Source organism: Streptomyces mutabilis, assembly GCF_046628145.1.
In the GTDB taxonomy this organism is placed as follows: Bacteria; Actinomycetota; Actinomycetes; order Streptomycetales; family Streptomycetaceae; genus Streptomyces; species Streptomyces mutabilis.
Map to the genome: position 1 here is coordinate 3,832,260 of NZ_CP176874.1, position 12,658 is coordinate 3,844,917.

The 12,658-nt window shown below is 72.8% G+C and carries 11 protein-coding genes; 8 read left to right on the forward strand and 3 right to left on the reverse strand.

Annotated elements, in window-relative coordinates:
* Positions 1-22 precede the first annotated feature (22 nt).
* Together ACLIN4_RS17185 and ACLIN4_RS17190 are read right to left on the reverse strand one after the other, a co-directional pair.
* Positions 23-754 carry a hypothetical protein gene (locus ACLIN4_RS17185; RefSeq protein WP_257101480.1) on the reverse strand — a complete coding sequence of 244 codons (732 nt, stop codon included), beginning with the start codon at positions 752-754 and terminating at the stop codon, positions 23-25.
* A gap of 56 nt (positions 755-810) precedes the next feature.
* Complete coding sequence (locus tag ACLIN4_RS17190; protein WP_290013481.1) at positions 811-1,476, reverse strand: bifunctional DNA primase/polymerase; 666 nt, start codon at positions 1,474-1,476, stop codon at positions 811-813.
* Positions 1,477-2,124: 648 nt separating this feature from the next.
* Between ACLIN4_RS17190 and ACLIN4_RS17195 the strand changes: the two genes are divergently transcribed.
* Together ACLIN4_RS17195 and ACLIN4_RS17200 are read left to right on the forward strand one after the other, a co-directional pair.
* Positions 2,125-3,570, forward strand: coding sequence for a PP2C family protein-serine/threonine phosphatase (locus ACLIN4_RS17195; RefSeq protein WP_107476870.1), 1,446 nt, complete (start codon positions 2,125-2,127; stop codon positions 3,568-3,570).
* 132 nt (positions 3,571-3,702) lie between these two features.
* Positions 3,703-5,196, forward strand: coding sequence for an aminopeptidase P family protein (locus ACLIN4_RS17200; RefSeq protein WP_107476880.1), 1,494 nt, complete (start codon positions 3,703-3,705; stop codon positions 5,194-5,196).
* A 166-nt stretch (positions 5,197-5,362) separates the two neighbouring features.
* On the opposite strand, the gene ACLIN4_RS17205 is transcribed toward ACLIN4_RS17200, so the two are convergent.
* On the reverse strand, positions 5,363-5,827 hold the full coding sequence (locus ACLIN4_RS17205) for an ATP-binding protein (RefSeq protein ID WP_100045365.1): 465 nt from the start codon (positions 5,825-5,827) through the stop codon (positions 5,363-5,365).
* 233 nt (positions 5,828-6,060) lie between these two features.
* Here ACLIN4_RS17205 and ACLIN4_RS17210 point away from each other — a divergent pair, with 233 nt between their 5' ends.
* The 6 genes from ACLIN4_RS17210 to efeB all read left to right on the forward strand — a co-directional run bounded on the left by ACLIN4_RS17210 (position 6,061) and on the right by efeB (position 12,595).
* Complete coding sequence (locus ACLIN4_RS17210; protein WP_107476869.1) at positions 6,061-6,909, forward strand: hypothetical protein; 849 nt, start codon at positions 6,061-6,063, stop codon at positions 6,907-6,909.
* Between the two features lie 200 nt (positions 6,910-7,109).
* Complete coding sequence (locus tag ACLIN4_RS17215; RefSeq protein WP_411575979.1) at positions 7,110-7,868, forward strand: YcnI family protein; 759 nt, start codon at positions 7,110-7,112, stop codon at positions 7,866-7,868.
* Positions 7,869-7,994: 126 nt separating this feature from the next.
* Positions 7,995-8,645 (forward strand): SCO family protein, encoded by a 651-nt coding sequence (locus ACLIN4_RS17220; RefSeq protein WP_107476867.1) that lies wholly within the window; start codon positions 7,995-7,997, stop codon positions 8,643-8,645.
* A gap of 50 nt (positions 8,646-8,695) precedes the next feature.
* Complete coding sequence (locus ACLIN4_RS17225; RefSeq protein WP_179342329.1) at positions 8,696-9,205, forward strand: copper chaperone PCu(A)C; 510 nt, start codon at positions 8,696-8,698, stop codon at positions 9,203-9,205.
* Positions 9,206-9,218: 13 nt separating this feature from the next.
* On the forward strand, positions 9,219-11,258 hold the full coding sequence (locus ACLIN4_RS17230; protein WP_411575980.1) for a copper resistance CopC/CopD family protein: 2,040 nt from the start codon (positions 9,219-9,221) through the stop codon (positions 11,256-11,258).
* An 8-nt stretch (positions 11,259-11,266) separates the two neighbouring features.
* The gene (gene efeB / locus ACLIN4_RS17235; RefSeq protein ID WP_411575981.1) at positions 11,267-12,595 is read left to right on the forward strand and encodes an iron uptake transporter deferrochelatase/peroxidase subunit; all 1,329 of its coding nucleotides are present in this window, start codon (positions 11,267-11,269) and stop codon (positions 12,593-12,595) included.
* The last annotated feature ends 63 nt before the right edge of the window (positions 12,596-12,658 follow it).

Genomic DNA, 12,658 nt, shown 5'->3' on the forward strand with positions numbered 1-12,658 from the left:
ACCGCCGCTCGTTTCACCACGGTCATCCCCGCCACCCGCCGCCGCCCACGCCGGCCCCCGGCGCACCGCCCATACTGTCGGCGCCTCCGTCGCCACGGTTGCTCCCGGCACGCAGCAGCAACGGCCCGTAGCCGGCTCTGCCCGCGAACTCCACGACCGCGGTGTAGGCCGCCGGCCCACCGCGCACGGGCTCCCTCGGCGTCTCGCAGGTTCCCGGCGCGTCATCGGCGCCGACCGCGCAGCGCATCCGCATGCTGCGCCCCTCGGGCCCCAGCAGGCTCAGTACGGCTTCCAGCGGGTCACCGGTCGCGTTGCGGTAGTAGGTCCGCGCCCAGGTCTCCGTGCCGGCCCCGGTGCCCTGGGTGAGGACGCAGGTCTGGGCCTCGATGCCCTCCGGGGAGGAGAGTTCGGGACCGCAGCGCACGGCGGTGGCCGGTCCGGCCGGCAGCGTGGAGCGGGCGGGGGCGGCAGCTCCGGACGCCCGACCGACCCCTGCGGCGCCTCCCGCCGCTCCGGGCGCCTTGCCGTCATCACCCCGGGAGAGGAAGGACGCGGTCGTCCCCTCCTCGTCACCCGGGGGCCCCGCGGACGCCACGGCGAACGGCAGTACGACCGCGCACACCACGAGACCGACGAGTCCGTACAGCCGGCCCCACCGGCGGTCCGACACACCCCGGCGCTGCCCGGTGGAGCAGTCGTGCCGGGAGGCACAGTACTGCCGGGCGACCCGGTGCTCCCCTGCATGAAGCGGCATGGGGCGGACGATAACGACGGCGGACGGGCGCGCCCTTCCGCGCGCGCCGGACACCCCTACAACTCGGGCGCGCTCACACCCGTACGAGTGAGGGCGTCGACCACCGCGTCCACCACGGCCTCCACGTCGGGCACCCACGGCGAGGCGGAGCCCGGCAGCGGCGCCCGCTCCCAGCGCAGGGTGCCCCGGCCGCTCTCCGACGGGGGCAGCGCGATGTAGCCGCCCTCGCCGTGGAACCGCAGGGAGCCGGGCACGAAGTCCTTGGCGAACAGCAGCTCGCCCAGCTGCGCCATGGAGTACGGCCGGACCAGCAGCGACCAGCGGGTGGGCGAGGCGACGACCGGGCCGAGCCGCATGCCCGCGCGGTCGAGCGCGGCGAGCGCGCGGGCGGCCGGCAGGGCGGGCAGGGAGACGGCGCACGGGGCGTTGCCCCCGGTGGCCAGGACGATCGGCGCGGTGGGCCGGTTGGTCCACCACCAGCGCACCATGCGCGCGTCGGTGGTGGCCGCGAGGAGCCCGGGGTCGAAGGGATGCGCGCCCGGCACCGTGCACTCGGGGTCGGGACAGCCGCAGCGCGATCGCGCCCGCGGGTCCGCCGCCACGCCCGGGAGTACGGGCCACTGCCATTGCGTCGCGTAGGTCAGGGCCGCGCCGATGAGCTCAGGCCGTCCGTCGTCGTGCCGGGACAAGAGCCTGCGTCGCCTTCCGAGGATCTCGCGCATGAGCGCTCGTTCCTTTCCGTTGCACGCCTGGCAACACCGTGGTCACATCACCATGTGTCGATCACTTCGCTGTGCGTAGCTGGTGGCGCATCACACCTCTGCCGAGGGCCATCTTCCGCCGACGACGTCTCCGCCGAGGGCAAGGAGAAGCCCTGCGGGCCGAGCTCTGACTGCGTCCGGGACGGTTCGTCCGCACTGCGTCCATCAAAAGCATGGGCGTGGCGCGGGGGTGGCGAAGTCTGGCGTTTTTCCGTCGCGCGTATTTCTCTCCGCCTCCGCCACGGGAGGATGGGGCACGGTCGTCGGTGGATAGGACGCCCGGGTCCGCCGCCAGGTTCCGGGTGGTCCCCAACCACCCCTGGCCTTCACCGAGTACGTACCCATCACGACCGCTGTGACGCTCCGTAAAGCACCCCCAGTCGACCGCAACAAGGCGTCCTCCGGGGCAGTTTCAAGCCAATTTGAATTTTCCGCAAGAGGTCCAGAAGAAGACACTCGCGCCCCACGGACACCAGGAATCCCAGCAGGACAATGCTGGACATCTCCTCACGAGTGCGTGTACATGTGGAGACACTGCTGGCGGCGCAGAATGACATGGGGGTTTGCGATGCTTTTGAGCAGTAAGCGCCGGTCGGAAGGCCGGACGCCATGAACGCCCCGCACCCTGCGAAAGTGGCCGGAATCGATTCAACGGTTCCGTCCCCCGCACACACTGTCCCGTCCGCCGCCCCGGGCACCTCCCCGGCCACGCCGCAGGACGACGTCACGGACACCGAAGACGTCACACAGGCCCCGGACACCCCCTGCGCCCCGGGTGCCCTGCTCCAGGACCGGCTCGCCGGCTGGGTATCGGACCTCACCACCCTGCACGAACTCACCGAGCGCCTGGCCCGTACGGACTCCCTGGCCGACGGCCTTCAAGAACTGCTGCGCGCCGGAGCCGCCCTGGTGGGCGCCCGGCGCGGTCTCGTCACCCTGGAGCCGGCCGACGGCCTGGGCCCGGACACCACCGTCGGCCTCGGGCTCGCCCGCGCCGACCTCGGCCACATCGAGACCGTGCCCAGAAGTGCCCTGGCCCACGGGCGGATTCTGGACGGGCTGCCGGTCGGCGAGGACGGAATCGCCGAGCCCGACCTGTTCGCCGAGACGGGGCTCGACCCCCGCCACCGCGAGGTCGCCGCCCGCCTCGGTTACGCCGCCAGCTACGCGCTCCCGCTGACCGAGCAGGGCGCCGAAGGCACCGCCCGCCTGGGAGCCGCCGTATGGCTCTACGACGAGCCCGCCGAGCCGGACGAACGCCGGCGCCACCTCGCGGGCCTCTACACCCGGCACGCCGTACCGCACCTGGCCCGGCTGCTGGAAGTCGAGCGCACCCGCGCGTCCATGGCGACCCTGGCCGAGGAACTGCTGCCCTCCCGGCTGCCGCGGGTGCCCGGCGTCCAGCTCGCCGTCCGGCACCGCACCGGTCCGCGCGGCGGCGGCGACTGGTACGACGCCCTGCCGCTGCCGGACGCCGCGCTCGGTCTCGCCGTCGGGTCCGTCACCGGGTCCGGCCCCAGCGCGGTCGCCGCGATGGGACGGCTGCGCGCCTCCCTGCGGGCGTACGCCGTGATGGAGGGCGAGGACCCGGTCGCGGTCCTGTCCGACCTGGAACTGCTGCTGCGGCTCACCGAGCCCGCCCGCTCGGCCACCGCCCTGTTCGGCTACTGCGAGCCCGCGCTGCGCCGGATCACGCTGGCCGGTGCCGGGCACAGTCCGCCGCTGCTGGTCGGGGAGCGGCGTACCGCGTTCGTGGAGACCTCCGTCTCCGCGCCGCTGGGCATGCTCGCCTGCTGGGAGGCACCGAGCGTGGAGGTGCAGGCCGAGCCGGGAGAGACGGTTCTGCTGTACACCGACGGGCTGCTGCACCGCACCGGCGACCCGGCCGACCGCGCCTTCGCCCGGTTGCACGCGGCGGCGGCCTGCGTTCCGCGGTCCGCGCGCCAGGATCCGGACGCCGTCGCCGAGCACGTACTGCGCACCGTGCTGCCGGACGGGCAGGCCGAGGCGGACTCGGCGGAGGATGTGGCCCTGCTGGCGATTCGGTTCGATTAACGGACGCTCGCACCGGGCTCATCACGGATAACGGACGGTAGTGCCTCCCTGTAACAGGCCCTTCGCCCCTGGGCCCCCTTCCGTACGACCGTACGATGGGGGTGGTCCAGTGCCGTATCTAGGAGGATGACCGTGGCGGAGGAGCTCAACCCGGCAGTATCCGATCCTGCTGCTGACGCAGCGGACCCGGAGATCCCGGCCGAGGCCGAAGAGCCCATCAAGCAGCGCAAGAACGGCCTGTACCCGGGCGTCTCCGACGAGCTGGCCGAGAACATGAAGTCCGGCTGGGCCGACACGGAGCTGCACGACCTGGAGCCGATCGCCCAGGCCGCCGAGACCGCCGCCCGCCGCGCCGCCCTGTCCGCCCGCTTCCCCGGCGAGCGCCTGGTGATCCCCGCGGGCAACCTGAAGACCCGCTCCAACGACACGGAGTACTCCTTCCGCGCCTCGGTCGAGTACGCGTACCTCACCGGCAACCAGACCGAGGACGGCGTCCTGGTCCTGGAGCCCAAGGGCGACGGCCACACCGCGACGATCTACCTCCTGCCGCGCTCGGACCGCGAGAACGGCGAGTTCTGGCTGGACGGCCAGGGCGAGCTGTGGGTCGGCCGCCGGCACTCCCTCACCGAGGCGGAGAAGCTGTACGGCATCCCCGCCTCCGACGTGCGCGAGCTGGCCGACGCCCTGCGCGAGGCCACCGGTCCCGTGCGCGTCGTGCGCGGCCACGACGCCGGCATCGAGGCGGCCCTGACCGACAAGGTCACCGCCGAGCGCGACGAGGAGCTGCGCGTCTTCCTGTCCGAGGCCCGCCTGGTCAAGGACGAGTTCGAGATCGGCGAGCTGCAGAAGGCCGTCGACTCCACCGTGCGCGGCTTCGAGGACGTCGTGAAGGTCCTCGACAAGGCCGAGGCGACCAGCGAGCGCTACATAGAGGGCACGTTCTTCCTCCGCGCGCGTGTGGAGGGCAACGACGTCGGCTACGGCTCCATCTGCGCCGCCGGCCCGCACGCCTGCACCCTGCACTGGGTCCGCAACGACGGCCCGGTCCGCTCCGGCGACCTGCTGCTGCTCGACGCGGGCGTGGAGACGCACACGTACTACACGGCGGACGTCACGCGCACGCTGCCGATCAACGGCACGTACACCGAGCTGCAGAAGAAGATCTACGACGCCGTGTACGACGCCCAGGAGGCCGGCATCGCGGCGGTCAAGCCGGGCGCCAAGTACCGCGACTTCCACGACGCCGCGCAGCGCGTGCTGGCCGAGCGGCTCGTCGAGTGGGGCCTGGTCGAGGGTCCGGTCGAGCGCGTGCTGGAGCTCGGACTGCAGCGCCGCTGGACGCTGCACGGCACCGGCCACATGCTCGGCATGGACGTCCACGACTGCGCGGCCGCCCGCGTGGAGACGTACGTCGACGGCACCCTGGAGCCCGGCATGGTCCTCACCGTCGAGCCCGGCCTGTACTTCCAGGCCGACGACCTGACCGTGCCCGAGGAGTACCGGGGCATCGGCGTCCGCATCGAGGACGACATCCTCGTCACCGCGGACGGCAACCGGAACCTGTCCGCCGGACTGCCGCGCCGGTCGGACGAGGTCGAGGAGTGGATGGCGAGCCTGAAGGGCTGACCTCCGCCGACCTCCGCGCACGACGGCCGGGTACCGCGCGGGTGCCCGGCCGTCGGCGTACCCGGGGTCCTTGATCGGCGTACCCGGGGTCCTTGATCGGCGTACCTGGGTCCGTGATCGGCGTACCCGGGGCCCCGTGGAACGGCTCTCGTCACCTACGGGTGGGTCACACCGCCACCAGAGGAGCGTCCTCGCGCCACTTGAGGATCTTGTCGAAGCTCACCACGGCGCCCGCCCGTCCCGGCTCGCTGCCGATGTGCACGTGGTCGGCGAGTTCCCGGATCAGGCACAGGCCCCGGCCGTGTTCCGCGTCGGCGGACACCCGGCGGGCCGTCCCGCCCGCTCCGCCCGGAGCGGACGCGGCAAAACCCGGACCCGTGTCGGCGACCTCGATCCGGCACCGTTCGCCGTCGAGATAGGCCGTGACGCGGTACGCCTCGGAGGGGCCGCCCGGCTCGTCGTCGCCGCCGTGCTCGACCGCGTTGGCGCAGGCCTCGCTCAGAGCAACGGAGAGGTCGAAGGAGATGTCCGGGTCCACGCCCGCGGTCTCCATGGTGCCGATCAGCAGCCGGCGGGCCAGGGGCACGCTCGCAGCCTCGCGCCGCAGATGGAGTGACCACCAGATGCTCATGCTCCAGCCTCCCGGCCGCGGCTCGACATACCGTTACGTATTGCCCCCCGTGCCCGGGCGTAAGCGCGGTGTCCGCGTCGGACCGCCCGAACGGCGGATGCGTCCCTGCCGCCGATCGGTGTATGCGGGACGACTCGCACCAGAAGGTGATCTTCCCGTTCTCTCCCGGTCGTACGTCATCTTGTGGACCTGCCGTACGCAGCGGGGGGCGCCAGTGCGATGATGAGGCCGCCATGACTGCCCCCCACCCGCCAACGGCGCGCTCCGGGAACGATCTCCGGATCCTGCGGGCCGCGGTGTTCGCCGCGGTCTGCGTCGTGCTGGCCGCGGCGGGGCACACCCTCGCCTCCTGCGCCGGCGTTCCGCTGTGGTCGCTGGGCGCGGGATTCCTCGGGGCGGTCGTGGTCGCCGCGCCGCTCGCCGGACGCGAGCGCTCACTGCCCGGCATCGCGGTGCTGCTCGCCGTCGGCCAGACCGCGCTGCACGCCCTGTTCGGGCTGGGCCAGCACGGCACCGCGGCGGTCACCGCCTCCGGCACGGCCGACGCGGTCACCGGCGGGTCCGGCGCTCTGTCCGACGCCTCACTGGTCCAGCAGGCCGCACGGCTGGTCTGCGGGAGCACCGCGGCGGCGATCAGTCCGGCCGAGGCCCAGCGCATCCTCACCGACGCGCGGATCGCCCCGGCCGCCGGCACCCACGCCGGCGCCGCGCACCACCCCGCCGACGCACTGGCCGGTCCCTCGGCCTCCCTGCTGCCGTCCCTGCCGATGCTGCTCGGCCACGTCCTCGCCGCCCTGGCCGCCGGCTGGCTGCTGCGCCGCGGGGACCTGGCGCTGGCCCGGCTCGTCGAACTGTCGGCGCAGTCGGCCCACTCGGTGGCCGAGGCGGCGTTCGTACGCGCCCTGCGCGCGGCGCTCTCCCTGGTGCGCGCCCTTCATGCCGGGCTCTCCGGCGCTCCCGGCACGGGTCCGCGCCCGCCGCGCGCCGCCCAGCCGGTACCGCCGCGGCCGTGCGCCACCGCGCTGCAGCACACGGTGATCAGGCGGGGTCCGCCGAGCGGCGCGTTCGCCCTCGCCGCCTGACACGACGCGACCACCGCAACCGCTTCCGCCACGGGCCTCGGCTCGCACGGGCCTCGGCCCCCACGGGCTTCCGCTCGCCGGCCGGAGGACGGAGGGGCCGCCGTCGTGCGGCACGCGCGCGTGCGCGCACCCCTCCCGTCATCCGACACCCGTCACCGGTCCCGTACCGGTGACCCACTCGAAGCGGAGTGCTCCGTCCAATGAAGGCTTCCCGTATCGCCGCCGCCGGCGCCGTCTCCGGCATCGCCGTCCTCGCCCTGTCCGCCCCCGCGTTCGCGCACGTCAGCGTGCAGCCGGAGGGCACGGCCGCCAAGGGCGGCTACGCGACCGTCGGCTTCAAGGTCCCCAACGAACGCGACAACGCCTCCACCACCAAGCTGGAGATCAACTTCCCCACCGACCACCCGCTGGCGTCCGTGATGCCGCAGCCGGTCCCCGGCTGGAAGGCCGAGGTCACCAAGTCCAAGCTGGACAAGCCGCTCGAGTCGCACGGCAAGCAGCTCACCGAGGCCGTCACCAAGGTGACCTGGACGGCCGACGGCGAAGGCATCAAGCCGGGCTTCTTCCAGAAGTTCCCCGTCTCCCTCGGCGCCCTGCCCGAGGACACCGACCATCTGGTGTTCAAGGCGATTCAGACGTACTCCAACAAGGAGGTCGTGCGCTGGATCGAGGTGCCGCAGGAGGGCCAGGAGGAGCCCGAGACCCCGGCTCCCGTCCTCGAACTGTCCGCCGCCGAGGACGACGCCCACGGCGCGTCGGGCGCCAAGGCCGGCGACGACGCCGAGGCGGCCGCACAGAACACGGCCGCCGACAGCTCCGCCGCGTCCGACTCCGGCTCGGGCGACGGCAGCGACACCACCGCCCGGGTCCTCGGCACCGTCGGCATCGTCGTCGGCGCCGCGGGCGTCGCGTACGGCGTGCTGGCCGGCCGCCGCCGCGACACCGGTGCCTCGGCGTAACCACGCCCGCACCGGTGTGCCGACGTGACCGCGCCGGCACAACCACTCGTCCGGTGCGCGCCGGGCACCCGTCGCTGTGACGGCCCCGGCGCGCACCCGAGCACCTCAGATCTGGGACATTTTCCTATGCGCAAGAAGAAGTTCGCCGCGGCCGCCCTGCTCGCCGCCACCGCCCTGACCCTGACCGCGTGCGGCAGCGGCGCCGACAGCGACAAGCCCGTCACCATGGTCTCCGAGGACTCCGGCCAGCAGGCCGCCACCGTCCTCGACAAGCCGTTCGACAAGCCCGACCTGGTACTCACCGACACCCAGGGCAAGGAGTACGACCTGCGCGAGCGGACCGCCGGCAAGCCCACCCTGGTCTACTTCGGCTACACCCACTGCCCCGACGTCTGCCCGCTGACCATGAACAACATCGCGGTCGCCAAGAAGCAGCTGTCCCAGGCCGAGCAGGACAAGCTCCAGATCGTCTTCGTCACCACCGACCCGGAGCGGGACACCCCGGCCGCGCTCGGCAAGTGGCTCAAGGGCATCGACCCGCAGATCGTGGGCCTCACCGGCGACTTCGACACCGTCCAGGCCGGCGCCCGCACCCTCGGCATCTCCATCGACCCGCCGACCAAGGACAAGGACGGCAAGATCGTCTCGACGCACGGCACCCAGGTCGTCGCCTTCTCCCCCAAGTCCGACGCGGGCTACGTGCTGTACGGCGAGGACGCCACCGTCGAGGACTACACCAAGGACCTCCCCGAGCTCGTCAAGGGGGAGAACCCGTGAGGGGGGCCAACGGCACGAGGGTCGCGAGGGTCGCGACCGGCATGAAGGCCATGAGGGGCGCAAGGGGCCTGAGGAGCCTGAGGAGCCTGAGGGGCCGTCCCGCTCTCGGGGCCGTGACCGTGATCGGCGCACTGGTCCTCACGGGCTGCGGCGGTTCCGACTCGGGTTCGTCCGGCTCCGGCGCCGACCTCTCCGTCGACGCCGCCTACATACCGCAGCCGGTCTCGGACTCGATGGCGGCGGGATTCCTCACGATCACCAACAAGGGCGACGCCGAGGACGAACTGACCTCCGTGACGAGCGAAGCCGGTGACGTCACCGTGCACGAGACCGTCGACGGGACGATGAAGGAGGTCGACCGCCTCCCCATCCCCGCCCACGGCGAACTCGTCCTCGAAAGCGGCGGCAACCACCTGATGTTCGAGAAGCTGAAGCAGCAGCCCGAGCAGGGCCAGACGGTCTCCGTCGAGCTGCACTTCGCCCACTCCGACCCCGTCACGGTCGAGCTCCCCGTGAAGGCGGCCACCTATCAGCCCGCCCACGGGCACTCCGGACACTGAGGGAGGGACCACCTTGACGCAGACCATCGCCCCGCGCGTCCGGACCCTGGTGCTGCTGCTCCTGGCCGCGGCCTGCGCACTGCTCGCCGCCGCCGGACCGGCCTCCGCGCACGCCGCGCTCACCGGCAGCGACCCCCAGCAGGGGGCGGTGGTCGACAAGGCTCCGGCCCAGGTGTCGCTCACCTTCTCCGAGTCGGTCTCCATGGACGACGACTCACTGCGCATCCTGGACCCCAAGGGCAAGCGCGTCGACGAGGGCAGGCCGTCCGGCACCGGCGGCACGACGTACACCGTGAAGCTGCACGCCGGGCTGCCCGACGGCACGTACACGGTGACCTACCAGGTCGTCTCCGCCGACAGCCACCCCGTCGCCGGGGCCTACACCTTCTCCATCGGCGCCCCGTCAGAGACCTCCGTCTCCCTCTACAGCACCGACGCGGGCGGCGGGGCCGTCGGCTGGCTCTACGGGCTCGGACGGTACGTGTCGTACGCCGGGTTCACCGTGCTGGTGGGCGGCGCCGTCTTCGTCCTCGCCTGCTGGCCGCGCGGCTCCGGGGTGCGGCCCGTACAGCGACTCGTCGTCTCCGGCTGGCTCGCGCTGACCGCCGCCACGCTGCTGCTGCTCCTGCTGCGCGGCTCCTACACGAGCTCCGGCAAGCTCGGTGACGTGTTCGACCTGAGCCTGCTCGGCGAGGTGCTGCAGACCAAGCCCGGCGCCGCCCTGGTCTCCCGGCTGCTGCTGCTCGCGGCGGCCGCTCTGTTCGTCGCGGTGCTCTTCGGGGCCTACGAAAAGCGAGAGGACGAGGAGAAGCGGGACCTCACCTTCGGGCTCGCGGTCGGCGGGACCGTCGTGGCGGCGGGCCTCGCCGCGACCTGGGCGATGTCCGAACACGCCTCCGTCGGCCTCCAGGCGGGCATCGCCATGCCGGTCGACGTCGTCCACCTGCTCGCCGTCGCCGCCTGGATCGGCGGGCTCACCTCCCTGCTCGTCGCCCTGTACCGGGCACCCGCCGAGACACCGGTGTCCGCCCTCGCCGTACGCCGGTTCTCACGCGTCGCCTTCGGCAGCGTGGTCGCGCTGGTGGTGACCGGCACCTACCAGTCCTGGCGACAGCTCGGCTCCTGGACGGCCTTCACCGACACGCGGTACGGGCAGCTGCTCCTCGTCAAGATCGCACTCGTCGCCGTGCTGGTCGGCATCGCCTACCTGTCGCGGCGGTGGACGGCGCGACTGACCGAGGCCGCGCCTGCGGTGGTCCGTCAGCGGGAGGGGACGACGGAGGAAGAGGGAGTCGGGGCAGCGGTCGGCTCCAAGGCGGGGAAGACCGAGAAGGCCGGGACGCCGAAGAAGGCGGAGGCATCCGGGGCGGCGTCCGGGGCCGCGAAGGCCACGAGCACGGGAGCAGGCTCCGGGGAGAGCGCGGACACGGGCTCGGGGAAAGCAGCCGCAGCGGTGACCGGCTCCGGTGACTCCCGACGCGCCGCCCAGCTCGCGCGGCAGCGCGCGGCCGTGGACGCCGCCCGGCGGAAACGGCAACGCGACGCCGATCCCCAGCGCTTCGGACTGCGGCGCTCCGTGCTCGCCGAAGCGGGTGTCGCCGTCGTGCTGCTCGCCGTGACCACCGTTCTGACCCAGACCGAGCCGGGCCGGACCGAAGAGGAGGCCAAGGCCGCCAACCCGTCCTCCGCCGCCGCGACCTCCCCCGCATCCGGGGCCGTGACCCTGGACATGCCCTTCGACACCGGCGGCCAGAACGGCAAGGGCGTCGTACGGGTCGAGCTCGACCCCGCCCGCGTCGGCGCCAACGACCTGCACCTCTACGTCGAACGCCCGAACGGCGACGCCTTCGACATCCCCGAGGTGAAGGTCGCCTTCACCCAGAAGGCCAAGGACATCGGGCCACTGCCCGTCGTCCCCGACCACATCACCACCGGCCACTGGTCGGCGAGCGGAGTACAGATCCCGATCGCCGGCGACTGGGAGGTCGCCGTGACCGTACGGACCTCCGACATCGACCAGGTGACCGTCTCCAAGAACGCGCAGATCGGCTGAACCGCACCATGGCTGACCAGTCCATTCCGGACGCCCGCACCCCCGAGGCGACCAGTGGGACGCCCGGCGGGTCCGGGCCCGTCGACGCCCAGGGCACCGCCCGCGAGGGCATCTCACGACGGCGGCTGCTCGGCACCGCCGGTGCCACCGGGCTCGTACTCGGCGCGGCGGGCGCCGCCGCCGGCTACGCCGCCGCTCCGTCCTCGGCGGCCACTCCGCTCACCTCGGTGGGGAGCGAGCAGGTGATGTTTCACGGGAAACATCAGCCCGGCATCACCACACCGATGCAGGCCCGCGGCCACCTCGTCGCCTTCGATCTGGCGGCGGGCGCCGGCCGCAAGGAGGCCGCCGCGCTGCTGCGCCGCTGGTCCGACACCGCGCGGCGGCTGATGGCGGGGGAACCGGCCGGGTCCGGCGACACGGACGTGGCCCGGGACGCGGGACCCTCCTCCCTGACCGTCACCTTCGGATTCGGGCACAGCTTCTTCGCGCGGACCGGCCTGGAGAAGCAGCGCCCGATCGCCCTCGACCCGCTGCCCGACTTCTCCTCCGACCACCTCGACAAGAACCGCAGCAACGGCGACCTCTGGGTGCAGATCGGTGCCGACGACGCCCTGGTCGCCTTCCACGCCCTGCGCGCGATCCAGAAGGACGCCGGATCGGCCGCCCGCGTCCGCTGGCAGATGAACGGCTTCAACCGTTCGCCGGGCGCCACCGCCCACCCCATGACGGCCCGCAACCTCATGGGCCAGGTCGACGGCACCCGCAACCCGAAGCCGTCCGACACCGACTTCGACCAGCGGATCTTCGTCCCCGAGAACCCCGGGCACGACGGGAAGAACGAGCCGGCATGGATGGCGAACGGCTCCTACGCCGTCGTACGCCGCATCCGCATGCTGCTCGACGACTGGGAGAAGCTCTCGCTCAAGGCCCAGGAGGAGGTCATCGGGCGCCGCAAGTCCGACGGGGCGCCGTTGTCCGGGGGCAGCGAGACGACCGAGATGGATCTGGGGAAGACGGACGAGGCGGGCCGGCTGGTCGTTCCCATCAACGCCCACGCCCGCATCACCCGCCCCGACCAGAACGGCGGCGCGGCCATGGTCCGGCGGCCCTTCTCCTACCACGACGGCTTCGACGCCGACGGTGTCCCGGACGCCGGGCTGCTCTTCATCTGCTGGCAGGCCGACCCGCTGCGCGGTTTCGTCCCGGTGCAGCGCAAGCTGGACCGGGGGGACGCCCTGTCGCAGTTCATCCGGCACGAGGCGAGCGGACTGTTCGCGGTGCCGGGCGGGGCCGCGGAGGGAGAGTACGTCGGCCAACGGCTGCTGGAGGGGTGAACCGGCCGCGCTTCACCCCGGGGAGGGGCCCGCGGGAGATGCGTCAGCCGCCCCTCCCGGGGC